Below are 25,488 nucleotides of genomic sequence, written 5' to 3' on the forward strand. Positions count from 1 at the left end.
CAAATGTGAGAAGTATTCCACTTTCGGCCCAAAAGGGAACCGACACCCCAATTCATACGTCTAATAGGGATACCCCTTTCCGCCTGTGGCATCGCGCAAAAGGCGCTGTGCTAGCGTCGCCATTGTGACACGGGGTGCACCCAACGTGGTGCTGAGATGAGACCCGTCGAACCTGCTCTAGCTCGAACTAGCGAAGGGATGTCCCAATGACTACACTTGCCCTGCCCCGCATTCTGACCATCGCCGGCACCGACCCGACCGGCGGCGCGGGTGTCCAGGCCGATATCAAATCGATCCAGGCCGCCGGCGGTTTTTCCTACAGCGTGGTGACCTCGCTCGTCGCCCAGAACACCACCGGCGTGCAGGAGATTTTCACCCCGCCGATCGACTTTCTGCGCGCGCAGCTGCGCTCGATCACCGACGACGTAGCGATCGACGCGATCAAGATCGGCATGCTCGGCACCACCGAAATCATCGAGGTGGTGCGCGAGTTCCTCACCACACACGCGCGCGACTGCAAGGTGGTGTTGGATCCGGTGATGGTGGCGTCGTCAAGCGATAGGCTCCTCACGCGCGAGGCGGAAGAGGCGCTGCGCGAGCTCGCCTCGCTTGCCGACGTCATCACGCCCAACCTCCCCGAACTCGCCGTGCTCGCAGGCCAAGATCCGGCAGAAAACTGGGACGCCGCGATCGCGCAGGCGCAGGGGCTGGCGCGCGAGCTGGGCACGACTGTGATTGTCAAGGGCGGGCACCTTGCCGGCCCGCGCGCGGACAACGCCGTGGTCACGGCCGAGCGCGTGCACCGCGTGCCCGTGACCCGCGTGGAGACGACAAACACGCACGGCACCGGCTGCTCGTTCTCGTCGGCGCTGGCCACGCGCCTGGGCGCCGGCTTCGATACGCCCGCGGCGACCGAGTGGGCCTCGCGCTGGCTGCACGAGGCGATCGCGCACGCCGACGCGCTCGGCGTCGGGCGCGGGCACGGCCCCGTCGACCATGGGCACCTCAATCGCCGCATGCAGCGCGCCGCCGATTGCAACCCGGAGCACTTCCTGCTTATCGACGCCCCACCAACCCCACCCCTCGCTGCGCCGGCCGGCCCGCACACCCAGGCGCTGTGGGACGCCTCGGCGCCGTACCTCACCGCGATCATGGAGCTGCCGTTTATCCGCGCGCTCGGCGACGGCACGCTCGACCGCGCCGACTTCATGTTCTACCTCGAGCAGGACGCCTACTACCTGACCAAGTACGCGCGCTCGCTGCACGCGCTCGGCGGCGCGTGGGCTACGGATGCCGACGCCGCCATCGTCGACGAGCAGGAAATGCAGCGCACCTGGCTCGCTGAGCTGGACCGCGAGACGCTGCCGTCGCCGGTCACGCGCGCCTACACCGACTTCCTGCTCGCTTCGACTCTGGGCGAGCCGGCTGCGATCGGGCAGGCGGCGGTGCTGCCCTGCTACTGGCTCTACTACGAGGTCGGCGCGCGCCTGGCTGAGCGCAATCACGATGCGCACCCCTACCGCGACTGGCTGGCCACCTACGCCGGCGACGGTTTCTACGAGGCGGTGCGCGGCGCGATCGAGCGCTGCGAGGCCACGCTCGCGGACAACCCCGACTTGCTGGAGGCGGCGGTGCGCGCCTGCGCGGTCGCCTCTCGCTACGAGCTCGACTTCTTCGACCAGGCCGACCGCGCGTGGGTGGTGCGCGATGTCTAAGTCGCTCGACCTGCGCTGCTACTTCGTCACGGGCCAGCCGGTCGCCGACGTGGCGCGCGTCGCCGCTTGCGCCGCCGCGGGCGGGGCTGGCGTGGTGCAGGTGCGCAGCAAGCCGATCGCCGAGTCCGCGCTCGAGAGGCTCGCCTGCGAGGTCGCCGATGCGGTCGCCGCGGCGAACCCGCGCACGCGCGTGCTTATCGACGACAACGTCCCCCTCGCCGCCCGCCTCATGCAAACCCACCACATCCACGGCGCGCACATCGGCCAGGACGACATGGACCCGCGCGCCGCGCGCGAGCTGCTCGGCCCGGACGCGATCCTCGGACTGACCACCGGCACGCTCGCACTCGTCGAGGCGGCGAACGCGTACGCGGATGTGATCGACTACGTCGGCGCGGGCCCCTTCCGCCCGACCCCCACGAAGAACTCCGGCCGCGCGCCCCTCGGCCTTGACGGCTACCCGCCGCTGGTCGCGGCCTCGAAGGTGCCGGTCGTGGCGATCGGCGACGTGCGCGCCTCCGACGCCGCCGCACTCGCCGCCACGGGCGTGGCCGGCGTGGCGATCGTGCGCGGGTTCATGCGGGCCGAGGACCCGCGCGCAATGGCGGCAGGCATTGTCGCAGACTTCGAGGCCGCAGCGTGAGTACCTACGAACACCTCATCGTCGGCGCCGGCATCATCGGCCTGACCACCGCCTTCGAGCTCACCCGCCGCGGCGTCGACCCGCGCCAGATCGCGCTGGTGGACCCGGCCCCGGCCAGCGGCGCGACAAATGTCGCCGGCGGCATGCTCGCCCCGGCCGCGGAAGTCCAGTACCGCCAGGAGCCGCTCTACCCGCTCATGCTGGAGTCGGCGGCGCTGTACCCGTCGCTGATCGCGGACCTGCCGGGTGACGAGACCGGGTACCGCACCGAGTCGACCTTCGTCGTCGCCGCCGACCGCGCCGACGCCACCCACCTCCGCGAACTCACCGAGCACCAGCATGCCCACGGCATGACCGTCGACCGCCTCACGCTGCGCCAGGCCCGCACACAGGAGCCGGGCTTAAGCCCGCAGCTCGCCGGCGTGGTGGAGATCCCGGGCGACCACCAGGTCAACCCGCGCATGTTCGCCGCCGCCCTGCTGCGCGAGCTGCAATCGCGCGGCGTGACCCTCGTGCGCGAAAAGGCACACGCCCTGCGTTGGGAGGGTGACAGGTGCGTCGGCGTCGACAATCTGCGCGGCGACACCGTCTACGCCTGCAACGGGCTCGGCGCCAGCGCGCTCGGCCTGCCGCTGAACCTGCGCCCGGTGCGCGGCGACATGCTGCGCCTTGCCGGCCGCATGCCGGTCGGCCGCGTGGTGCGCGCCTTCGTCGAGGATCGCCCCGTCTACATCATCCCGCGCACCGACGGCACCATCGCCGTGGGCGCGACCAGCCGCGAGGACGCGCGCGAGCGGCCCGCGGTCGACGGCGTCTACACGCTGCTTCGCGACGCCATCCGCGTCGTCCCCGCACTCGAGGACTGCGAGCTTGTGGAGGCGCTCGTCGGCAATCGCCCCGGCACCCCCGACGACCTTCCCTACCTGGGCTTGCGCGGCGAGAACCTGGTGATCTCGACCGGCTACTTCCGCCACGGGATCCTGCTGGCCGCGCTCGGCGCGCGCGTTGGCGCTGACCTCGGGCTCGGTCGCGAAACGGCCGTCGATATCTCCGCGTGCGACCCCGCCCGCCACGAATCCTAAGGAGCATCATGTGCATCATCATCAACGGTAAGCCCCGCACCTTCGACACCGCGCCGACCGTGCAGGCGCTGGTCGACGAGGTCGTCGGCCACTCGAAGGGCGTCGCCGTCGCCGTCAATGGCAAGGTCGTGCCCGCAAGCCGCTGGGGCAGCTCGCTTACCGACGCCGACACCGTCGACATCCTCACCGCCGTCCAAGGAGGCTAGCCGTGCTGAAGATCGCCGACAAGGAATTCGACTCGCACCTGATCATGGGCACCGGCGGCGCGACCAGCCAGCAGCTGCTCGAGGACGCCCTGGTGGCCAGCGGCACGCAGCTGACCACCGTCGCGATGCGCCGCCACGCCGCCCGCGCGGACAGCGGCGAGAGCGTCTTCGAGATGCTCACCCGCTTGGGCATCGATCCGCTGCCGAACACCGCGGGCTGCCGCACCGCCCGCGACGCGGTGCTGACCGCGCAGCTGGCGCGCGAGGCGCTCGGCACGAACTGGGTCAAAGTCGAGGTCATCGCGGACGACCACACGCTGCTGCCGGATGTCGTCGAGCTCGTCGACGCCTGCGAGCTGCTCGTCGCCGAAGGCTTCGTCGTGCTTGCCTACACCTCGGACGACCCGGTCGTCGCGGCGCGGCTCGAGCAGGTCGGGGTGCACGCGGTGATGCCGCTCGGCTCGCCGATCGGCACCGGCCTTGGCATTTTGAACCCGCACAACATCGAGCTGATCTGCGCGCGTGCGCAGGTGCCAGTGCTTCTCGACGCCGGCGTCGGCACCGCCTCCGACGCCACCGCCGCCATGGAACTCGGCTGTGATGGCGTGCTGCTCGCCAGCGCGGTCAACCGCTGCCAGGACCCGGTCGCGATGGCGCGCGCGATGCGGCACGCGGTCGAGGCGGGTCGGCTGGCTCGGGGCGCGGGGCGGATTCCGCGGCGGACGCATGCGGAGGGGGCGTTGGCGTCGTCAAGCTTTGATGGCTTGGCGAGCTGGGCGGATGAGGTCCTATGAGCCTGCCCCATGCTGAGCTGCGGCGCACCGCGCGCCAAACACTGTTGCCGGGCTTCGGGGTGGAAGGCCAGGAGGCGCTGAACCGGGCGCGGGTGCTGGTCGTCGGCGCCGGCGGGCTCGGGTGCCCCGTGATGCAGGCGCTCGTGGCGACGGGTGTTGGCACGATCACGGTGATTGACGACGACGTGGTCGACGACACCAACATCCACCGCCAGATCCTGTTCAGCGCCGCCGACGAGGGCCGGCCGAAGGTGGAGGTGGCGGCCGAGCAGCTGCGGCGCCACCGCGCGGATGCCACGATCGTGCCGCTGCGTGCGCGCCTCGACGCTTCCAACGCGCCTGGGCTCTTCCGCGAACACGACCTGGTCATCGACGGCTCGGATACTTTCACCACGAAGTTCCTCTCCGCCGACGCCGCCGAGCTCACCGGCACGCCGTTGGTGTGGGGCTCGGTGCTGCGCTTCCACGGCGAACTCGCGCTGTGGCACTCGGGGCCGGACACGCGCGGGGTCGGGCTGCGCGACCTCTACCCCACCCACCCGGCGCCGGAGGACACGCCGGACTGCGCCACCGCGGGCGTGCTCGGGGTGACCACCTCGGTCGTCGGCGGGCTGATGGCCACGGAGGCGGTGAAGTACCTGGCGGGCATGGACGCCGAGGTGGGCGTGCTCCACGTCTACGAGGCGCTCGCCGGGACGCTCAGGCGCTTCGAGGTCGCCGCGGACCCGGAGCGGGAGCTGGTCACCGAACTCGTCGCAGAGTCCGCATCGTGCGCGCTGCCGCAGGATGGCGACAAGGCGCGACTACTCGCACGAGTCGCGGACGGCGACGCCACCGCGCTCGACGTGCGCGAGCTCGGCGAGAAAGCGATCAAGGACCTGCCGCACGCGTCCGTCCACCTGCCGGCATCGGTTTGGCGCGAGGACCCGGACACCGCGACCTCGCTCCTCGACGAGCTGCGAGGCGAGGTCGTGGTCTACTGTGCTTCTGGCAAGCGCTCGGCCGATTTCGTGGCGCGCTTCGGCGAAGCCGCCGCCGAACGCGGGATCACGCTGCACAGCCTCCCAGGCGGGCTCTAACGGCGCTGCGCGTCGGCGATCTCGGAGGTGTTCTGCGCCGTCTTGATCGCCGAGACCATGAACTCGAGCGTGACGCGCGCGCCGATCAGCCAGAACAGTGCCGCCGCCGTCCCGACAATGAGGAAGCCGATGAGTGCGAGCAGGCCGGAGCCGAAACCATTGGCAAATGCTGCCAGCGTCATGAGCAGGCCAAAGACCCAGAACAGGCCGATGAGCACAGCGGAGATCAGGTAGATCACCCGCGCGAACTTCAGGGTGATGTACTGGGAGAACGAGAAGTCGAAGAGTGCGGAGAAGAAGCCGTCGGCAGTCTGCTTGCTTTGCGCGGCATTGAAGTTCGAAGTCATGTGCGTTCCTTTACAGTCGTACTACTGGTGCACTACGAACTTATACCCGGTTTGGCACTCCCCCGCGTCTTTTCTTTACTCAGTCAGCACGCTTTCGCCTTTGGCTTCTAAGCGTTCTTCCATCTCGTGCATCTCAGCGGTTTGGACGTCGACCATCTGCTGTGCCAGGTCCACGAGAGGCTGGTAGCCGCCGTTATCGATTTGGTCTTGAGTCATGGCAACGGCACCTGCGTGGTGAAAATGCATCAGCTGGAGGAACCGGGTGTCTGCATCCTCTCCAGAAAGCGTTTTCAGCTGGTCCATCTGCCCCGGAGTGAGCATGCCATTGGCAATGTGCGGGGCGTGGTGTGCCATTAAGTCGCCTTGGTCCCATTGTTCCGCCCAGCCGACCATGGTGTCGATTTCTTCTTGTTGCCCGACCTTAATCCGCTCGGCCAAGTCCGCTGTCGCTTCGCTGATGCCGTCGGCGGCCAGGATGATCTCGCTCATGTCCACGGCTTGCTGGTGATGCGGTGTCATCATCGCAATAAAATGCAAATCTACCCCGTTGACTTCTGCGGGTTGGCTGGCCCCGGCAGTCACCGCGGTACCGTCCTTGTCGGTCTGCGGCGCATTTGTGGCGCATGAGGCCACGCTGGCCCCCAGTAGTGCAACGGTGATCAAGCCGGCGATGCGGCGCTGTAAGTGTGCCATGAATGGAGCCCTCCTAGGCCTGAAGTACATGGTGCCAAAAGTAGCACCATCGGATTTACTCTAGCGCATTTTGTGCATAAGTCGCCGCCACACAACCCGCGCCGCGGAGTGCGGCAGCGCGATAAGCTCGCGCGCGTAGTTCTTCGGCCGGGAGCGGCGCGGGGTACGCGCGGGCACCATCTCCACCGGAATGCCTAGGTGCCAGGCCCACACGCGCGTGCGGCGGACGTGGAAGTTACTGGTCACCACGATCATGCGCGGCGCATGCGGGAAGAGCGCACGGGTGCGCTCGAGGTTTTCGTTCGTCGAGGTGGCGTACGGCTCCTCTACGATCAGCTCGCGGGGCACGCCGCGGCCGGCGAGCCAGCCCGCCATCACTGCCGCCTCCCCGCGGCCGGTGACCACGATTCTGCGGCGCACGCCGCGGCGCGCGTCGGTGCGCCAGTGGATGAGCGCGGCACAGAGCCGGGCGTGCAGCATGCGCGACGGGTGGCCGTCGATAATCCGCGCGCCCAGCACCACGATGGGGCTGCTACTCACCCATCAACCGGCTGCGCAGCGCCTCGTCCTTCTTCTCGACGGCCGCCGCCATGTCCTCCTGGTAGCGCACCATCTTCTCCTGCAGCTGCGGATCAGCCGCGCCCAGGATGCGGGCGGCAAGCAGGCCGGCGTTCTTCGCGCCGCCGATGGAGACGGTGGCAACGGGCACGCCGCCCGGCATCTGCACGATCGACAGCAAAGAATCCATGCCGTCGAGCGTGTCGAGCGCGCGCGGGATACCGATGACCGGCAGCGGGGTCGCGGCCGCCACCATGCCGGGCAGGTGCGCGGCACCGCCAGCACACGCGATGATCACGCGCAGGCCCCGCTCGTGCGCCTGCTTCGCGTACGCGAGCATCTTGTCCGGGGTGCGGTGCGCGGACACGACGCCGACCTCGAAGGGAATGCCGAACTCGGCGAGGACTTCGGCGGCGGGTTTGACGGTGTCCCAGTCAGAATCGGAGCCCATAATCAGGCCGACGAGGGGTGCAGACATGAGTGCAAAAGCCTTTCTAGATCCAGCGGGCCGTAATCAGATACTTCGCGGCGTGCTCCGCGATCTTGCGGGTGGTGACCACGTCGTAGCCCGTCACGTTCACGTGACCGATCTTGCGGCCCGGGCGCCAGCCCTTGCCGTAGAGGTGGATCTTGGCCTCCGGGTAGCGCAGCATCACTTCCTTGACGCGGTTTTCCATCGACATCTCCGGGTCCTCCTCGCCGCCGAGGACGTTCACCATCACGGTGACCGGGGCGACCGTCTCGGTCTCGCCGAGCGGCCAGTCCAGTACGGCGCGCAGGTGCTGCTCGAACTGCGAGGTCAGCGAGCCATCCTGGGTCCAGTGCCCAGTGTTGTGCGGGCGCATCGCCAGCTCGTTGATGGACACGGCCGTGCCGGTTTCCGTCTTGTACTCGAACAGCTCCACCGCCATCACGCCGGTGACGTCCAGCTTGCGCGCAATCAGGCGCGCCAGCTTCTTGCACTCGCGCGCCAGCCGCGACGGCAGGTCCGGCGCAGGCGCGATCGCGACGCGGCAAATACCGTTGTCCTGGCGCGACTCCACCACCGGCCACACGCGCATCTCGCCGGAGCGGGAGCGCGCCACCATGATGGACAGCTCGCGCACGAAGTCGACCTTCTCTTCCGCGTAGAGCTCCATGCCGCGGCCCAGCAGGTCCTCGACAAGGTCGAGCAGCTCGCTCTGGGAGTCGGGGAACCAGACACCCTTGCCGTCGTAGCCGCCGCGCGTGGTTTTCAGGCAGACGCGGTGCTCGTGCTGCTCCCAAAACGTCCGCGCCGCATCCACGGAGTCGATCGCGGCGTATGCCGGCACGGGCAGGCCCAGCTCTTCGAGCTTGCGGCGCTGCGCCAACTTGTCCTGGGCGTACAGGAGTGCGCTGGGGCGGGGTTCGACGACCACGTGCTCGTCGAGAAGCTGCTCCAAGTGCGCATTCGGCACGTGCTCATGGTCGAAGGTCACTGCCGACGCCCCGCGCACCACCTCCCGCAGATCCTCCAGCTCGCGGTAATCGCCGAGGCGCACGTCGCCGTAGACCTGGGCGGCGGATGCGTCCTCGCTCCCGGCAAGCAGGCGCAGGCGCAGGCCGAGCTCGATCGCCTCGGTGTGCATCATGCGGGCGAGTTGGCCGTCGCCGACGACCACGACAATTGGCATTCCTTGTGCGTCATTCACACATCACACCTTACCCTGGTGCTATGTCCACGAACTCTCAGGCGGTTTCGCGCCACACGATTTTCCAGAACTCGCTCATGACCGCACTCCTCGACGGCATCTACGACGGCGAGCTGACCATCGGCGACATCCTGGCAAAAGGCAACTTCGGGCTCGGCACCTTCGACGGCCTCGACGGCGAGATGATCATTCTCGACGGCACCTGCTACCAGCTCACCAGCGACGGCAAAGCCCGCGTCGCAGACCTGGACCAGCGCACGCCGTTTACGGTGGTGACGAACTTCGTGCCTCGCATCACCGTCGACGCGCCGCAGGGCATGCGCCGCAGCGAGCTGTCCTCCTTCATCGACTCGCTCGAACCCAGCCGCAACTTCTTCTACGCCGTGCGCATCACCGGCACCTTCGACGAGGTGGTCACCCGCACCGTGAGCAAGCAGGAAAAGCCCTACCGCCCCATGACCGAAGCGATTAACGACGACGCCGAGCACCACTTCGAAAACGTCACCGGCATCATCGGCGGCTTCCGCACCCCGGCCTACGCAAAGGGCATCAGCGTGCCCGGCTGCCACGTGCACTTCATCGACGAGGCGCGCACCTCCGGCGGCCACGTCCTCGACTACACGGTGCGCGACGCCCGCATCGAGCTGTGCCCCGGCACCGACATGGACCTGCACCTGCCGGTCACCGCGGAGTTCCAGCAGGGCGATCTCACGCCGGAGGACCTGGACAGCCAGCTGCACGACACGGAGATCAAGGGCGCGCAGATTAATGGGTAGCGCTTCTTCACCGCTGGTGCCGGAGCCGATTGACTACGTCTTCTGGGGTTTGACGGCGCTGGCGTTTGTCCTGGCAGTCGTGGCGCTCGTGCTCATTGCACGCGACGAGCACACAATCAAATCGGGTATGGTGTCGCTTCTCGTAGTGCTACTGCTCCCGTTGTTAGGGCCGATCATGTACTTCGTGTACCGGAAGCGTTAGCGCAGCTCGCCGGCAAGCGCCTTCTGCAGCGCCTTATCGACGGCGCGCGCCTTGCCCACATCCTCAAAGACCAGCGGACGGTCGTAGCCGTAGACCGCCACCGAGATCCCACCTTTGACGCGGCGGGCGGAGTGGATCTGCTCTAAGGGGATGGAGTCGACCGCGCCGCGGCGCCCGCGGGCAAGGATGCGGCGGTCGGTGAGTATGAAGCGCCGGCGTCGAGAAGCTACCAGCGGTCCGACGAAGCGCCACAGCGCGAGCAGCGCCCACAAAAGCACGACGAGGTTGCGCAGCGCCGGGTCGATGCCTGGGGTGACGTCCATCCAGCCGATCGCGATCCAGGCCACGCCCGTGATCACGATCAGCTCCATCAAAGGGAAGGTAAGGGTGGAAAGGGGTGCGCAGACGTCGACAAGCACTTGCTCGCCGTCGTGAGTTTGAAACCGCACCTTTTTTGACACGCGACCAGGCTACTGTTTCGGGCGCAGGTGATGCACATCGCCGACGGAGTAAGCGGTGCCGTCGATGATGACTTCGCCGTGCTCGTTGATGCCGTCGACGACGCCGTGGACGTCGCGGTCGTGCAGCTCCATGCGCACGGTCTGGCCGATGGTGGAGCAGACATTGCGGTAGTCGCTCAGCAGCTGCGGGTCGCCGTCCTGCCACTGCTTCAAGCGGCGGCCCATGGCGCGGAGGATCTCGATGGTGAACTCGTCGAAGTCGACGTCGATGCCCTCGAGGTTGAGCGCGGTCGCGGTGTCGACGGGCAGCTGCTCGGGGCGGAAGTTGACGTTGATGCCAATGCCCACGACCACGTTCGGCAGCGCCAGGTTGGACAGGATGCCCGCGATCTTCTTGCCGCCGACCTGCACGTCGTTCGGCCACTTCAGGCGCGCCTGCGGGATGACGTCGGTGACCGCCACGCCCGGCGCGATGGACAGCAGGCCGTAGTGGTTGGGGTCTGCGCCTGCATCGATGACCATGCTCATGGCCAGCTGCGCGCCTTTTGGTGTGACCCACGTGCGGTTTAAGCGCCCCTTGGACGCGGTCTGCTCGTTGGCGATGAGCACCATGCCCGCTTTGCCCTCTTTGACCATGTCGGCGTTGGTGGAGCCGGTGGTCTCGACGTAGCGCACCTGTGGCCAATAGGAGGCAACGGCGTCTTGAATGCGGGCGAGGTCTGTGATTGTCATGCCGCCAAGTTTAAGCGGTGGCTACCAGGCAGGTGGCAGTGGCGTAGTCGCCGTCGTGGCTCAGCGAGAGTGACGCGACCGCCGGTGCCCCCGCAGCAGCGAGCTGTGAACTCACCGCGAGGGTGGGGCGCGCGTAGGCGTCGATAAGCACTTCGAGCTCGCGGAAGTCGATGGTCTCGAGCGCGGGCGGGCGGCCGAAGCGCGCGCTGCCCCACGCTTTGACGTACGCCTCTTTCGCGGCCCAGCGCGCGGCAAGAGAGGCGTCGCGGTCAGGCTTGGCCGCGCAGTCGCGCAGCTCGCGGTCGGTGAAGGCGCGGGCGAAGGTGGTACCGGGTGTGGCGAGCTGCGCGCGGAAGGTGGGGATGTGGACGAGATCGGTGCCGATGTGCACGCGTGGCCTCCCTTCGTAACGCAAACGTGATCAAACTCACAGCGGAGCGTTCTCCCACCTTAACGGGCGGGCGCGCGCCCCAAAACCTACCGAAGCGTAGGTTATTCATGTTTTGTATAGCTAATTATTAACACAAAAGCTTATGCTACCCCGCATGACAGTTTCAGCGAAGATGTCACACACGACACAAACCCCCGCAGAAAAGCTCGACGACCTGCGCGCCCGCCGCGCCGAAGCGCTCGCCCCCATGGGCGAGCAAGCACACGACAAGGTGCGCGACGCCGGAAGACTCACCGCCCGTGAGCGGCTCGACTACATCCTGGACGAGGGATCCTTCGTGGAAACCGACATGCTCGCCCGCCACCGCACCCACGATTTCGGCATGTACGCCAAGCGCCCGGTCACCGACGGCATCGTCACCGGCTGGGGCACCATCGACGGCCGCGAGGTCTGCATCTTCTCCCAGGACGGCACCGTCTTCGGCGGCGCGCTCGGCGAGGTCTACGGCGAGAAGATGATCAAGATCCAGAAGCTGGCCATTGCCACCGGCCGCCCGCTGATCGGCCTCTACGAGGGGGCGGGCGCGCGCATCCAGGACGGCGCGGTCTCGCTCGACTGGATCGCCCAGACCTTCTACCAGAACGTGCAGGCCAGCGGCGTGGTGCCGCAGATCTCCGTGATCCTGGGCGCCTGCGCCGGCGGCAACGCGTACTCGCCCGCGCTCACCGACTTCGTGGTGATGGTGGACAAGACCTCCAAGATGTTTGTCACCGGCCCGGACGTGATCAAGACCGTCACCGGCGAGGAGATCAGCCAGGAGGAGCTCGGCGGCGCGTGGACGCACATGGCCACCGCGGGCAACTGCCACTACGTCGCCGAAAACGACCAGGAGGCGCTTGACTGGGTCATGGACCTGGTGAGCTACCTGCCGGCGAATAGTCGGGAGAAGGTGGACACGAAGGCGTCGATAAGCAGCGAGCCCAAAGAGGCGCTGGATCAGCTCATCCCCGACTCCCCCAACACCCCATACGACGTGCGCGAGGTCATCGCCGAGCTTGCCGACGACGGCGAGTACCTCGAGATCATGGAGCAGCGCGCCGAGAACGTCGTCACCGCGTTCGGGCACATTGACGACCAGGTCGTCGGCTTTGTGGCGAACCAGCCGCAGGTCTTCGCCGGCTGCCTAGACATCGATTCTTCCGAGAAGGCCGCCCGCTTCGTGCGCACCTGCGACGCCTTCAACATCCCGATCGTCATGCTGGTGGACGTGCCCGGGTTTTTGCCCGGCGCGGGCCAGGAGTACGGCGGCATCCTGCGCCGCGGCGCGAAGCTGCTCTACGCCTACGGCGAGGCGACCGTGCCGAAGATCACCGTGACCATGCGCAAGGCCTACGGCGGCGCCTACTGCGTCATGGGCTCGAAGGGCCTGGGCGCGGACGTGAACCTCGCGTGGCCGACCGCGCAGATCGCGGTGATGGGCGCGGCCGGCGCCGTCGGCTTTATCAACCGCAAGGAGATCAAGGCCGCCCGCGAGTCCGGGATGGATGAGCAGGCGCTTAACGAGCTGATCGCCAGCTTCGAGCGCGAGTACGAGGACACCATCTTGAACCCGTACAACGCCGCCGAGCGCGGGCTCATCGACGCGGTGATCCTGCCTTCGGAGACCCGCGACGCGATCGCCGCCAACCTGCGCCTCTACCGCGACAAGACCGTCGCCCGCCCCGCCCGCAAGCACGGCAACATGCCGCTGTAAACCTCTCACCAGCCTAAAAGGACGATTCATGACGATTAATCCCATTGCCGCGCTCAATTCCGCCCGCCCCGCACTGATCTTCCAGGGCCAGGGAAGCCCCTGGCAGCGCGCTCTGCACGATGCCGCCTCGCCCACCGCGCGCGTGACACTGCGCTCGCTTCTCGACGCCGCGCTCACCCTCACCGGCCCCGTCGCCCGCCCGCTGGCGTCTGCAGTACCGGGCACGGTCGACCGTCTCGGCGCGCTCTTCGGCTCCGAGGACTCCGAGGACGGAGACGTCGCGTCGCTGCCCATGGACGCGCACCCGGCGGTCTCGGTGCCCGGCATCGTGCTCGCCCAGCTTGCGGCCGTGCAGCACCTGCGCGACCTCGGCCTGGAGGTCGAAAACGTCGATCTCGCCGGCCACTCGCAGGGCGCGCTCGGCGTGGCTGCGGTGAAGCACCCGGAGCACGCGCTCGCCTTCGCTCTCATCCTCGGCGCTGCCGCCTCGACTGCCTACGGCGCGCGCGATACGGCCCCGCGGATGCTCAGCGTGCGCGGCATCCCGGTGCCCGCGCTTTCCGACCTGCTCGACGAGAAGTACCTGTCCGTGGTCAACGGCCCGCGCCACGCAGTGCTCGCCGGCGAACCCGCCGAGCTGGCACAGGTCCGCGAGGCCATAGAACACCACGCCGAGGCGTTTAACGCCAAGCTGGAGGCAGCAGAGTTCGGTGGTTCTGAGCTGAACCCCATTTTCGACGAGCTGCCGGTGGCCTACCCCTTCCACCACGCAAGCGACGCCAACACCCGCGCCGTCGACTTGGCCGCCGAGTGGGCCGAGAAGTGCGGCCTGGATCTGGGCGAGGACTCCCCACGCGCGCTCGCGCAGGCGATCCTCGTCGACCGCCACGATTGGCCCGCCTCCGTGCGCGGCCTGCTCGAGGGCGGGACCACGCATGTCGTTTCGCTCGACTCCGCACTCAGCGGGATTACGTCAAAGCTCGTCGCCGGCTCCGGCGTGCCCGTGATCACCGCCGATAACGCGCGTGCCCGCGACGCGCTTGCCACCCCGGGCACTGAGATCCCCGAGGCGGTCTCCTACGAGAAGTTCGCCCCGCGCCTGGTGCGCCTGCCGGACGGCAAAGTCTACACCCAGACCCGCTTCTCGCAGGTCACCGGCCTGTCCCCCATCATCTTGGGCGGCATGACGCCTACCTCGGCGGACGGCGAGATCGTCGCCGCCGCCGCTAACGCCGGCTACTGGACCGAGCTAGCCGGCGGCGGCATGTACTCCGAGGAGGTGTTCAACGAGCACCGCGACACGCTCGCCGCACACCTCGCGCCGGGTCGCACCGCCCAGTTCAACACCATGTTCTTCGACCGCTTCCTGTGGAACATGCACTTCGGCCAGACCCGCATGGTGCCCAAGGCTCGTGCCGCCGGCGCACCCTTCAACGGCGTGTGCATCTCCGCAGGTATCCCCGAGATCGACGAGGCCACCGAGATCATCGACGGCTTACGTAAAGACGGCTTCCCCTACATTGCGTTCAAGCCGGGCACGCCCACCCAGGTCCGCGACGCGGTCGCGATCGCCGCGGCTAACCCGGATGTGCCGGTGATCCTCATGGTCGAGGACGGCCACGCCGGCGGCCACCACTCCTGGGTGGACCTGGACGACATGCTGGTGGACACCTACGCGCAGGTCCGCGAGCACGACAACGCGATCCTTACCGTCGGAGGTGGGGTGTACTCGCCGGAGCGCGCCGCGGAGCTGCTCACCGGCGCGTGGGCGCAGCGCTTCGACATGCCGCACATGCCTGTCGACGCCGTCTTCTTGGGCACCGTCGCGATGGCCACCAAGGAGGCAAAAGCCACCGATTCGGTGAAAGACCTGCTGGTCAACACGAAGGGGCTCAGCCCCGCGGACAACGGTGGCTGGGTGCCGCGTGGTTCGGGGCGCAACGGCGTGGCGTCGTCGCAAAGCCACTTGCTCGCCGACATCCACGACCTGGACAACTCTTTTGCCAAGGCCTCCCGCCTGATCACCAACATGCCGGCCGAGGAGTACCACGAGCGCCGCGAGGAGATCATCGCCGCACTGGCTAAGACCTCCAAGCCTTTCTTCGGCGACATCGAGGACATGACCTACGCCGAGTGGGTCGAGCGCTTCATCGAGCTGGCCCACCCGTTTGTCGACGCCTCGTGGGACGCCCGTTTTGTCTCCACGCTGCGCCGCATCGAGGCGCGCCTTGCGCCGCAGGACAGCGGCGAGATTGTCAGCCAGTTCGCCGACGGCCCGCAGGATCCGCACGAGGCGTGTGCCCGCCTCATCGAGGCCTACCCGCAGGCCCGCGAGATCCGCGTCTCTCCGCGCGATGCCGCCTGGTGGATTTCGCTGCACTACGAATATCCCAAGCCCATGCCATGGGTCCCGGCGATCGACGGCGACCTGAAAATGTGGTTTGGCAAGGACACCCTCTGGCAGGCGCAAGACCCGCGCTATACCGCCGACGAGGTCCGCATCATCCCCGGCCCGGTCGCAGTCGCCGGCATTACCCGCAAGAACGAGCCGGTCGCAGAGCTGCTCGGCCGCTTCGAGGCCGCCACGACGCAGGCGCTTCTCGACGCCGACGTCACCCCCACCGACCGCTTCGCCCGCCTCGCTGACGCCGTGAGCGTCGAGGACTACCTGCGCGCGGCCCCGACCTTGTTCTGGCACGGGCACCTCATGGACAACCCGGCCTACACCATGGACGATGCGAGCTTCGAGATCGTCCACGACTTCTACGGCTCCGACGCCTCCGATGGGGCAGGCGGGCTGGCCATCCGCATCCACACCGACTCCTACTGGGACGACCTGCCGGAGGACCAGCGCCCCTTCTACGTGCGCGACGTGACCATCCCGATCAACCTGCCCGAGGGCGTGCACACCGGTGCCTCGCCGGTCGTCGACGACGCGCGCCTGCCGAAGGCCGTCTTCGACCTGCTCGCGGGCCTGGCCGGCGTGGGCTCGGTGTCCGAGGCCGGCGACGAGATCACCGAGCTGCCGTCGATTATCGCGGGTTCTGCGGATACGGCGCACCCCTTCGGGCTTGCGCGCACCAGCTTCCACTTCCCCGCCTCCCTGCTGCAGGCACACACTGCGGTCACCGGTGCCGCCCTTGGCACCGATGTGCCCGACGGCACACCCGACGCACTGGTCGGCCCGTGCTGGCCGGCGATCTACACCGCGCTCGGCTCCGCCACGCTCACAGACGGCTACCCGGTCATCGAGGGCCTGCTCAACGCCGTGCACCTCGACCACCTCATCGCGCTTGAACCCGGCGTGGACCTGCACACGCTTGCCGACGGCCGCGAGCTCGCCGTCACCTCCTGGTGCAGCGGCATCGAGGAGTCGGTCTCCGGGCGCATCGTCACGGTTGAGCTGCTGATTGAGGACGGTGAGCGTGGCGCGGTCAAGCAAATGCACCGCTTCGCCATCCGCGGCCGCGCGACCACCTCCACCCCGCCGAGTGCCGCGCCCGAGTTCGGCGGCGTGGACGCTGCGATCGAGGCGACCCCGCGCTCGTTTGTCGACCGCGCGACCGTCACCGCCCCTGCGGACATGACGCCTTTCGCCCTGGTCTCCGGCGACTACAACCCGATCCACTCCTCCTACAACGCCTCCGGGCTCGTCGGGCTCGCAGCACCGCTGGTGCACGGCATGTGGCTGTCTGCCACCGCGCAGCACCTCGCCGGACGCCACGGGCGCGTGACCGGCTGGACCTACTCCATGTACGGCATGGTGCAGCTGAACGACGAGGTAGAGCTGACCGTCGAGCGCGTCGGCCGCGCCGGCATCCAGCCCGCGCTCGAGGTGACCTGCCGCATCGGCGGCGAGGTCGTCTCGCGCGGCCAGGCGCTGCTCGCGCAGCCGGCCACCGCCTACCTTTACCCGGGCCAGGGCATCCAGTCCGAGGGCATGGGCGCCGGCGACCGTGCGGCCAGCCCGGCCGCCCGCGAGATTTGGCGGCGCGCCGACGCGCACACCCGCGAGAACCTGGGCTTTTCCATCCAGCGCATCGTGGACGCCAACCCGACCGAGCTCACCGTGCGCGGCGAGGTGTTCAAGCACCCCGAGGGCGTGCTGCACCTCACGCAGTTCACGCAGGTCGCCCTCGCCGTCGTCGCGTACGCGCAGACCACGCGGCTTCGCGACGCCGACGCGCTGGCCACCGGCGCCATGTACGCCGGCCACTCGCTGGGCGAGTACACCGCGCTCGCCTCGCTGGGCAACATCTTCGACTTGGAATCCGTCATCGACGTGGTCTACTCCCGCGGCTCTTCCATGGGCTCGCTGGTCCCGCGCGATGCGGACGGCAACTCCGACTACGGCATGGGCGCGCTGCGCCCCAACATGATCGGGGTGTCCGATGCTGAGGTCGCCGACTACGTTGCCAAGGTGTCGGAAGACACCGGCGAGTTCCTGGAGATTGTCAACTACAACATCAAGGGCCAGCAGTATTCCGTCGCCGGCACGAAGCGCGGCCTCGCCGTCCTGGCCGAGCGCGCCAACGCTGTGCGCGAGCGTGCCTACGTGCCGGTGCCGGGCATCGACGTGCCCTTCCACTCTCGCGTACTGCGCTCGGGCGTGGCCGACTTCGCCGCCAAGCTCGACGAGCTGCTGCCCGCGCGTATCGACGTCGACGCCCTCGAGCACCGCTACGTGCCCAACCTGGTCGCGCGCCCCTTCGAGCTCACGCAGGAATTCATCGACGCCGTGCGCGCCGAAGTGCCTGCCGACGACCGCGCCTCCCAGGACGCACTCGCCAGCCTCGACCCGGCCACCATGGACCGCTCCGACGTCGCTCGCGTCCTGCTGATCCAGCTTTTGGCCTGGCAGTTCGCCTCCCCGGTGCGCTGGATTGAGACCCAGGATCTCATCTTCGCCCGCGTCGAGCAGGCGATCGAGGTGGGCCTGGCGTCCGCGCCGACCCTGACCAACCTGGCCAAGCGCGAGATGGCCGTGACCGGCCACCACATCCCGGTGGTCAACGCCGAGGCAAACTGGGAGCAGGTCACGCTGAGCGACACCGTCGCCGCGCCAGAGCCGGAGGTGACGGAAGAGGAGACCACCGAGGCAGAAGCACCGGCCGAGTCCGTGCCTGCCGAACCGGCACCAGCCGCACCTGCGGCTCCCGCCGCGGCACCAGCAGCCGCCCCTGCCCAGCCCGCTTCCGACCTGCCGTTTAGCGCCGCAGACGCGATCAACGTGCTCTTCGCCTTCCAGAACAAGATCCGCCCCGAGCAGATCACGGACGCAGACACCATCGAGGAGCTCACCGGCGGCGTGTCCTCGCGCCGCAACCAGCTGCTCATGGACATGTCCGCGGAGCTCGGCGTGCCCGCCATCGACGGCGCCGCCGAAGCCGACGTGGTCACCCTGCGCGAGCGCGTGAACACCGCCGCGCCCAGCTACGCCCCCTTCGGCTCCGTGCTCTCCGAGGCGATCGGCGCGCGCCTGCGCCAGGTCCTCGGCGCCGCAAGCCTGGCACCCTCGCACGTCGCCGACTACGTCACCGGCACCTGGGCGCTGCCCGCAAGCTGGGTCCCGCACGTCGAGGCCGCCGTCCTGCTCGGCACCCGCGAGGAGGACTCGGTCCGCGGTGGCACTCTTGCCACCCTGCCGCAGGCCAGCTCGAAGGCCGAGGTCGCCACGCTTCTCGACGCCGCCGTCGAACTCGTCGCGGCCAACCACAACCAGGAAGTCGCCAAGGCATCCGCCGCAGCGTCCTCCGGTGGCGGGGTCGTCGACTCCGCAGCACTCGATGCCTACCGCGAGGAGGTCTCCGACACGCTCGTTGCCACCGCGCGCACCCTGCTGGACAAGCTCGGCGTGGAGTCCACGGCTGCAGACACCTCCGCCGACGCCGAGGCAGCCGCCGAGGCCCGCGACGTGCTTGACACTATCGAGGCCGAGCTCGGCACGAACTGGGTTGCGCAGGTCTCCCCTGTCTTCGACGCCCGCCGCGCAATCCTTTTCGACGACCGCTGGGCCCAGGCCCGCGAGGACCTCGCCCGCATCGCCACCGGCGACACCGGCGCAGATTCCGATGCAGCCCGCTTTGCGCCCGCACGCTTCACCGGCACCGGCCAGACGATCGCCGACCAGGCACGCTGGTACGCCGCGCACACCGAAGGCGCACCGCGCAAGGTCCTGGAGGACATCGCGGCCAACGCGCTCGAGACCCCGGAGCTTGAGTACGCAGGCGACGTCGCGCTTGTCACCGGTGCCGCGCCCGGCTCCATCGCCACCGCCCTGGTCGAGCGCCTGCTCGAGGGAGGCGCGACCGTCATCATGACGGCCTCGCGGATCACCCAGTCCCGCAAGGAGTTCGCCCGCGAACTCTTCCGCGACCACGGCACCCCGGGTGCCGCGCTCTGGCTGGTCCCGGCGAACCTGTCGTCCTACCGCGACGTCGATGCGCTCATCGACTGGATCGGTACCGCACAACGCGAGACCGTGGGCAACGAGGTCAAGCTGATCAAGCCCGCACTCGTGCCAACGCTCGCCTTCCCCTTTGCCGCGCCGGGTGTCTCCGGCTCGCTGGCCGAGGTCGGCGGCAACACCGAGACCCAGGCAAGGCTGCTGCTCTGGTCGCTGGAGCGCACCATCGCCGGCCTGGCCCGCCTCGCCCAAGACGCGGACGTGCCCACCCGCGCGCACATCGTGCTTCCGGGCTCGCCCAACCGCGGCACCTTCGGTGGCGACGGTGCCTACGGCGAGGTCAAGGCCGCGCTCGACGCGATCGTGAACAAGTGGCACGCCGAGACCGGCTGGCCCGAAGGCGTGACGCTGGCCCAGGCGCGCATCGGCTGGGTTGCGGGCACGCACCTGATGGGCGGCAATGACGTGCTCATCCCCGCCGCCCGCGAAGCCGGCATCCACGTCTGGGACCCGGAGGAGATCTCCTCGCAGCTCATGGGCCTGGCAAGTACCGAGTCGCGTGAGAAGGCGCAGGAGCACCCGCTGGACCTGGATCTGACCGGTGGGCTTGCCGACTCGGGTGTGTCCATCGCGGAGCTCGCCCGCGAGGCGAACATCGACACCACCCCGGCGCAGGAAGCCACCACCGAATCCGACGCCCCGCGCATCAAGGCACTGCCGAACGTGGCCAACCCGGCCCAGCCGGACGGCTCGGCGATCGGCCAGCTCGGCGAGGTCACTTGCCCGCTGGACGACATGATCGTCATCGCCGGTATCGGCGAGGTCTCCTCCTGGGGCTCCGGCCGCACGCGCACGGAGGCCGAGTACGGCATCCAGCGCGACGGCACGGTCGAGCTCACCGCCGCCGGCGTGCTCGAGCTCGCCTGGATGACGGGCCTTGTCCACTGGGCCGAGGACCCCACCCCGGGCTGGTACGACGCCGACGGCCAGGAAGTGGCCGAGGAGGATATCGCGGACCGCTTCCGCGACGAGGTCATCGCGCGCGCCGGTGTGCGCCGCCTGAGCGACAAGTACTTCCTCACCGACGGCGGCTCCATCGATCTCACCGAGGTCTTCTTAGACCGCGACGTCACCTTCAGCGTCGCCAACGAAGCCGAGGCACGTGAGTTCGCCGAGGCCGACCCGGATAAGACCCGCATCACCTGCACCGACGGCGAGTGGCAGGTCACCCGCCTGGCTGGTGCCACCGCACAGCTGCCGCGCAAAGCTACGCTTTCTCGCTCCGTCGCCGGCCAGATGCCGGAGGGCTTCGACCCCGCCAAGTGGGGCATCCCCGCCCAGATGGTGGACAACATGGACCGCATCGCGGTGTGGAACCTGGTCACCGCTGTCGACGCGTTCATCTCCGCAGGCTTCACCCCCGCTGAGCTGCTACGCGCGATCCACCCGGCGGATGTCGCGTCCACCCAGGGCACCGGCATCGGCGGCATGGAGTCCCTGCACCAGGTCTTCGTCTCTCGCTTCATTGGCGAGGAGCGCCAGTCCGACATCTTGCAGGAGGCCCTGCCGAACGTGGTGGCCGCGCATGTGATGCAGTCGCTGGTGGGCGGCTACGGATCCATGATCCACCCGGTCGCCGCCTGCGCTACCGCCGCGGTATCCGTGGAGGAGGCCGTGGACAAGATCACACTCGGCAAGGCCGACTTTGTCGTCGCCGGCGGCATCGACGATGTCCAGGTCGAATCGCTCCAGGGCTTCGGCGACATGAACGCCACCGCCGAGACCGCGAAGATGACCGCGCAGGGCATCGACGACCGCTTCATCTCTCGCGCGAACGACCGCCGTCGCGGCGGCTTCCTCGAAGGCGAGGGCGGCGGCACCCTGCTGGTGGTGCGCGGCTCGCTCGCCGCCGAGCTGGGCCTGCCGGTGCATGCGGTGGTGGCCTATGCCGATTCCTTCGGCGATGGCGCGCACACCTCCATCCCGGCACCAGGTCTGGGCGTGCTCGCCGCGGCTCGCGGTGGCGAAAGCTCCCGCCTGACCCGCAGTATTACCTCGCTTGGGCTTTCGCTTGACGACGTCAACGTCGTCTCCAAGCACGACACCTCCACCAACGCCAACGACCCGAACGAGTCCGAGCTGCACTCCCTGCTCTGGCCCGCAGCCGGCCGCGACCCGCACGCGCCGATGTACGTCATCTCGCAGAAGTCGCTCACCGGTCACGCCAAGGCGGGCGCAGCCCTGTTCCAGATCGGCGGGCTGATCGAGGTCTTACGCACCGGCCGCCTGCCGCAGAATGCGTCGCTGGACTGCGTCGATCCGCTGATTGCGCCGAAGGCCACCAACCTGGTCTGGCTGCGTGACACCCTCGACCTTGGCGAGGGCGCAGTGAAAGCAGCGGCGCTGACCTCGCTGGGCTTCGGCCACGTCGGCGCGCTCGTCGTACTCGCCCACCCAGGTGTGTTCGAGGCGGCACTCGCTGCCGAGGGGCGCGACGTCGAGGCCTGGCGCGCACGCGCCACCGCGCGCCTGCGCGCCGGTGCCGGCCACCTGGAGGCAGGCATGGTCGGACGCGCAGCCCTGTTCGAGCAGGTGCACAACCGCCGCTTCGCCGAGGGCCACACTCACGACAGTGAGATCGCTCTCCTGCTGGACGCGGACGCCCGCCTGGGCGAAGACGGGGTGTACCCGGTCGCGCCGTAATCCCACCGGCGGTGCGTGCCGCCGGTAACACCACCCAGTCGTGCAGGGGATATACCTGCTGCAGACGTCAACGGGGTGGGCCACTTCCCCGGCCCACCCCGTTGGTGTTTGTTGACGCTAGCGCGCTACAAGTTCTCCTGCGGATGGCTCGTAGACGTAACTGACGATGTCGCCAGAAATGATCAGCTCGATCGCTTGGTTAATCGCGGTCAGCGGGACAACGAACCACTCGGTAGAGGCGACACTGCCGCCGACTTCGTTGATGATCGCGGCATCTAACCGCACGGCGGCGAACACGCGGTGCAGGAGGTGTTCCAGAGCGGAAGGACGCAGGTTGTACGCACGGTAGGACGCGACGATCTCTACCGGTGCCATGAGGTAGGTCGGGCTCTTCTCCGCGCCCTGGATACGCTTTTCCACCGGGCCGCGGGAAAAACCGATCTTGTACAGATTGTCCAGGCTGGCAATGTCTGGGTTGTCGCTTAAGGAACGCAGCACGTAAATATAGCCGGTTTCTTCGTCGGCGTCCCCGATCTCGGTGGCGTCCATGGTTGCCCGCGTGACTGCCTGCCCACCGGTTTCGTACAACCTGTTGGCGAGGGACTCGCGGTACATGGATGACTCAGTGCCGTTTTCAAAGATCACTCGCAGGCGAGGCTTTTCTTCCCCGTGGGAAGTGTCAGGCTCGCGCACCTCCGCAACAAAGCAGAGCAGGCCGTTGACAAGGAAGAACCGTCCCTCCCGAATCGTGTGCTCCCCGGCGAACTTGGTCAACGCCCAGGAGCCATCAGCAAGTCCTGCATGCTTCACTTTGAAGTGCTCGGCGAACGCGGCGAAGTCCTCGGACTTCACACGGGTCGCGCGCTGCCCCTCATCGGCAGGGCTCTTGCGCGCGGGAAGCGAAGAGGTGTCGTAGAGATCCGGTATGTCATCCACCAGTCCGAGCGTGTCGGTGGCGAGAAGATCATCGAGTGACGACGGCGCCTTCACGGCTTCAAGAAGACCGTGCTCATCGTGGTCTTTGAGCGCTTCCATCTTTTCGCTGCTCGCGCGGATTCCCACGAGTCGTGCGCCGAGTTTCCGCTCCGAAATATCCATCGTGTTCGGATCCGGTTCGCGCCCATTCGCGGCGTAGAACTCGCAGACCTCGCGGAACGCCTTAGTCAGACGGTCAACATCGGTCACCGGCTTTGGCTTCTCCGGCATGTCGAGCAGACCTTCGGTGTCTTGCGCCATCAGCGCATCAAGCTGCTTCAGTGCTGCAGGGTTTACTGGCTCTGTACTCATGCGTTCTCGCCTTCCTTTTGGGCCTTCGCCTGCTCAGCCTTGCGATCTGCCACAGCTTTGCGCAGGACGAGGAGCGCATCTGCAAGCTGTCGCTCCTCCATGTCCTCGGAGCGGTGGTCTGGCTCGCGACCGTTTGCCTGCACCCACGCTTGCACCTTCGGGTGCAGCGAGAGCGCTTCCTCTAACGACATGTCGATTCTGGTGGTGTAGATCGAATCCTGGATGAGCTGCAGCACCGATGGAGTCACGGTCTTAGACAGGATCTCAAACGCGCGCTGGAAGGGGTTGATCTTGTCGATCAGGTTGATGTTGAGCTCATCGATGTTGACGAACTGGCTCGCCATCTTGATAAAGCGCTGATCCCCTACCTCGCGCACTTCACCAGTTTTGATAACCGAGTCGACCACGACACGCTGGCGGACTTCCTCGACTTCGGTTTCTGTCAGCTCTGGGTATTGTTCCCGGATAATCTTGGGAATGAGCACCTTGTTCGTAGTTTCTGGATCAACGCTTCCCACCGCAGCACGCGCGAAGGTGTCGTCCTGCAGGATCTTCGCCTTCAAATCGTTCAAATCCGTGTCCACGATCTGACGGACGCGATCCGTCGACGGCTCCTTAAGCCCCTTGATGCGCAGCACACCGGACTCATCTCCCCCATCGTCATGACCTTTCGGCTTGAAATCGAAGTTCTGCGCCAGCACCTGCTCCATCAACAGGGAGGCCGTAATCGCTTTCAGCATGTTGTTGACCGAGACGGTGACCTCGCTCTGCGCGGCATCGGGCTCGGCGAGCAGGTTCGTAAACTGCGCGTGTTCTTTGCCCTCTGCATCGCGGGTCACGCGGCCAATGATCTGGATGATTTCCGTCAGCGACGCCCGGTACCCCACCGTGAGCGCGTGCTCCGCATACGGCCAGTCAAAACCTTCCTTGGCCATCCCCAGCGCAATGATGATGTCCACCGCATCGCGGTCGTGTGATGCGGTTTCCGTGAGGTACAGCAGTGTGCGCGCACGAGCTTTCTGATCTGTGTCATCCACGAGGTCCGCCACCCGGAGGATCTCCCCGTTGTCGTGGCGGCGCATGAGGATGATCCCGGTGTCCTCCTCCACCCCGACGTGCTCACCAATAATGTCCAGGATCAAGCCGACTTCTTCGATCTTGTCCTTCGTGGACTCGCCCGAGTTCACGTTCGGGATGTGCAGAATCGTCTTCTTGTCCAGATCAAGCACCTCACCGACAGATTCGGTGTAACGCCCCTGGTAAAAGTGGTGCCCAATGCCCAAGGACTTCAGGTGCTTATACCCGTTGAGCTGGTCGTAGTAGTTGAAGGTCACCGGGGTGAACTTCGCCTCATCACCCGGCAGCAGCACCGGCACCGAGTCACCACGGAAATAAGAGCCTGTCATTGCCACGATGTGCGCATCAGAGCCGTTCATCACTTCGCGCAGCAGACTACCAAGCCGGCTGTTCTCCAGGTCGGCGGAGACGTGGTGGAACTCATCGATAGCAAGTACCGTGCCGTTGAAATCCTCCGGCGAGAGTTTCTCAAATGCAAAGCGCAAGGTCGCATGAGTGCAGACCAGGATCGCGTCGTCACCCTTCAAAAACCGGATAAACTCATCAACCTTGCTCGACGCACTCCCTGGGTTGCAGAGGTTGTTCTTTTCCTTGATCTCCCAATCGGCGAAGAACCCATACTTCTTCAACTCCGTCGGAGCGAATGACCCGCCGATAGAGCGTTCCGGCACTGCAACGATGACTTTCTTGCGGTCCTGGTTATACAGCTTGTCCAGGCCGACGAACATCAGCGCACGTGACTTACCCGAAGCCGGCGGTGCCTTAATCAACAGGTACTCAGCGTCACGCTTTTCGTACACGCGGCGTTGCATTTCACGCATACCAAGTGCATCCGTGCTTACTGAGGTTCCCGCCTGCGCGTACTCCACGCTGACCAGGTTTTCCCGCGAGTGCTTGCCCATCTGTTTGC

The 25,488-nt window shown here is 67.2% G+C and carries 20 protein-coding genes and 1 riboswitch; of the genes, 10 read left to right on the forward strand and 10 right to left on the reverse strand.

Annotated features, from left to right (window positions below):
- The first annotated feature begins 120 nt into the window (after positions 1 to 120).
- A riboswitch (TPP riboswitch) is annotated at positions 121 to 216 on the forward strand.
- The 6 genes from HMPREF2990_RS10675 (at position 207) to HMPREF2990_RS10700 (ending at position 5,519) form a co-directional block, all read left to right on the forward strand.
- Positions 207 to 1,715, forward strand: coding sequence for a bifunctional hydroxymethylpyrimidine kinase/phosphomethylpyrimidine kinase (locus HMPREF2990_RS10675; protein ID WP_070764602.1), 1,509 nt, complete (start codon positions 207 to 209; stop codon positions 1,713 to 1,715). It overlaps the preceding riboswitch by 10 nt.
- Entirely contained in the window at positions 1,708 to 2,358 is a 651-nt protein-coding gene (locus tag HMPREF2990_RS10680) for a thiamine phosphate synthase (RefSeq protein WP_070764603.1), read from the forward strand. The genes HMPREF2990_RS10675 and HMPREF2990_RS10680 overlap by 8 nt, the downstream gene beginning before the upstream one ends.
- Entirely contained in the window at positions 2,355 to 3,440 is a 1,086-nt protein-coding gene (thiO, locus tag HMPREF2990_RS10685) for a glycine oxidase ThiO (protein WP_070764604.1), read from the forward strand. The genes HMPREF2990_RS10680 and thiO overlap by 4 nt, the downstream gene beginning before the upstream one ends.
- Before the next feature lie 8 nt (positions 3,441 to 3,448).
- Complete coding sequence (thiS, locus tag HMPREF2990_RS10690) at positions 3,449 to 3,646, forward strand: sulfur carrier protein ThiS (protein ID WP_070764605.1); 198 nt, start codon at positions 3,449 to 3,451, stop codon at positions 3,644 to 3,646.
- 2 nt (positions 3,647 to 3,648) lie between these two features.
- Positions 3,649 to 4,440 carry a thiazole synthase gene (locus HMPREF2990_RS10695; RefSeq protein ID WP_070764606.1) on the forward strand — a complete coding sequence of 264 codons (792 nt, stop codon included), beginning with the start codon at positions 3,649 to 3,651 and terminating at the stop codon, positions 4,438 to 4,440.
- On the forward strand, positions 4,437 to 5,519 hold the full coding sequence (locus HMPREF2990_RS10700; protein WP_070764607.1) for a ThiF family adenylyltransferase: 1,083 nt from the start codon (positions 4,437 to 4,439) through the stop codon (positions 5,517 to 5,519). The genes HMPREF2990_RS10695 and HMPREF2990_RS10700 overlap by 4 nt, the downstream gene beginning before the upstream one ends.
- On the opposite strand, the gene HMPREF2990_RS10705 is transcribed toward HMPREF2990_RS10700, so the two are convergent.
- From HMPREF2990_RS10705 to HMPREF2990_RS10725, 5 genes are all read right to left on the reverse strand, one after another.
- Complete coding sequence (locus tag HMPREF2990_RS10705; RefSeq protein ID WP_070764608.1) at positions 5,516 to 5,866, reverse strand: DUF4282 domain-containing protein; 351 nt, start codon at positions 5,864 to 5,866, stop codon at positions 5,516 to 5,518. The two genes, HMPREF2990_RS10700 and HMPREF2990_RS10705, sit on opposite strands and share 4 nt — an antisense overlap.
- A gap of 75 nt (positions 5,867 to 5,941) precedes the next feature.
- Positions 5,942 to 6,559 carry a DUF305 domain-containing protein gene (locus tag HMPREF2990_RS10710; RefSeq protein WP_070764609.1) on the reverse strand — a complete coding sequence of 206 codons (618 nt, stop codon included), beginning with the start codon at positions 6,557 to 6,559 and terminating at the stop codon, positions 5,942 to 5,944.
- A gap of 60 nt (positions 6,560 to 6,619) precedes the next feature.
- On the reverse strand, positions 6,620 to 7,099 hold the full coding sequence (locus HMPREF2990_RS10715) for a YdcF family protein (RefSeq protein ID WP_070764610.1): 480 nt from the start codon (positions 7,097 to 7,099) through the stop codon (positions 6,620 to 6,622).
- Complete coding sequence (gene purE, locus HMPREF2990_RS10720; protein ID WP_070764611.1) at positions 7,092 to 7,595, reverse strand: 5-(carboxyamino)imidazole ribonucleotide mutase; 504 nt, start codon at positions 7,593 to 7,595, stop codon at positions 7,092 to 7,094. Before purE ends, HMPREF2990_RS10715 begins: the two co-directional genes overlap by 8 nt.
- A 16-nt stretch (positions 7,596 to 7,611) precedes the next feature.
- Entirely contained in the window at positions 7,612 to 8,772 is a 1,161-nt protein-coding gene (locus HMPREF2990_RS10725; protein ID WP_070764612.1) for a 5-(carboxyamino)imidazole ribonucleotide synthase, read from the reverse strand.
- Between the two features lie 41 nt (positions 8,773 to 8,813).
- On the opposite strand from HMPREF2990_RS10725, the gene budA reads away from it, so the two are divergent.
- Together budA and HMPREF2990_RS10735 are read left to right on the forward strand one after the other, a co-directional pair.
- The gene (gene budA, locus HMPREF2990_RS10730; protein ID WP_070764613.1) at positions 8,814 to 9,566 is read left to right on the forward strand and encodes an acetolactate decarboxylase; all 753 of its coding nucleotides are present in this window, start codon (positions 8,814 to 8,816) and stop codon (positions 9,564 to 9,566) included.
- Positions 9,559 to 9,768, forward strand: a complete 210-nt coding sequence (locus HMPREF2990_RS10735; RefSeq protein WP_070764614.1) for a PLDc N-terminal domain-containing protein — start codon at positions 9,559 to 9,561, stop codon at positions 9,766 to 9,768. The genes budA and HMPREF2990_RS10735 overlap by 8 nt, the downstream gene beginning before the upstream one ends.
- On the opposite strand, the gene HMPREF2990_RS10740 is transcribed toward HMPREF2990_RS10735, so the two are convergent.
- The 3 genes from HMPREF2990_RS10740 to HMPREF2990_RS10750 are packed head-to-tail and all read right to left on the reverse strand — an operon-like array spanning position 9,765 to position 11,352.
- Positions 9,765 to 10,229: a hypothetical protein gene (locus HMPREF2990_RS10740; protein WP_371576080.1), complete on the reverse strand. Its 465-nt coding sequence runs from the start codon at positions 10,227 to 10,229 to the stop codon at positions 9,765 to 9,767. The genes HMPREF2990_RS10735 and HMPREF2990_RS10740 overlap by 4 nt on opposite strands.
- Before the next feature lie 9 nt (positions 10,230 to 10,238).
- Positions 10,239 to 10,961, reverse strand: coding sequence for a biotin--[acetyl-CoA-carboxylase] ligase (locus tag HMPREF2990_RS10745; RefSeq protein WP_070764615.1), 723 nt, complete (start codon positions 10,959 to 10,961; stop codon positions 10,239 to 10,241).
- Positions 10,962 to 10,971: 10 nt separating this feature from the next.
- Positions 10,972 to 11,352, reverse strand: coding sequence for a holo-ACP synthase AcpS (locus tag HMPREF2990_RS10750; protein ID WP_070764616.1), 381 nt, complete (start codon positions 11,350 to 11,352; stop codon positions 10,972 to 10,974).
- 142 nt (positions 11,353 to 11,494) lie between these two features.
- Here HMPREF2990_RS10750 and HMPREF2990_RS10755 point away from each other — a divergent pair, with 142 nt between their 5' ends.
- The gene (locus HMPREF2990_RS10755; protein WP_371576084.1) at positions 11,495 to 13,105 is read left to right on the forward strand and encodes an acyl-CoA carboxylase subunit beta; all 1,611 of its coding nucleotides are present in this window, start codon (positions 11,495 to 11,497) and stop codon (positions 13,103 to 13,105) included.
- A gap of 28 nt (positions 13,106 to 13,133) precedes the next feature.
- The gene (locus tag HMPREF2990_RS10760; protein ID WP_070764618.1) at positions 13,134 to 22,214 is read left to right on the forward strand and encodes a type I polyketide synthase; all 9,081 of its coding nucleotides are present in this window, start codon (positions 13,134 to 13,136) and stop codon (positions 22,212 to 22,214) included.
- 117 nt (positions 22,215 to 22,331) lie between these two features.
- On the opposite strand, the gene HMPREF2990_RS10765 is transcribed toward HMPREF2990_RS10760, so the two are convergent.
- Complete coding sequence (locus HMPREF2990_RS10765; protein WP_070764619.1) at positions 22,332 to 23,501, reverse strand: GIY-YIG nuclease family protein; 1,170 nt, start codon at positions 23,499 to 23,501, stop codon at positions 22,332 to 22,334.
- Complete coding sequence (locus HMPREF2990_RS10770; protein WP_070764620.1) at positions 23,498 to 25,480, reverse strand: DEAD/DEAH box helicase; 1,983 nt, start codon at positions 25,478 to 25,480, stop codon at positions 23,498 to 23,500. The genes HMPREF2990_RS10765 and HMPREF2990_RS10770 overlap by 4 nt, the downstream gene beginning before the upstream one ends.
- Positions 25,481 to 25,488: the final 8 nt, after the last annotated feature.

This window comes from Corynebacterium sp. HMSC071B10 (assembly GCF_001814825.1).
In the GTDB taxonomy this organism is placed as follows: domain Bacteria; phylum Actinomycetota; class Actinomycetes; order Mycobacteriales; family Mycobacteriaceae; genus Corynebacterium.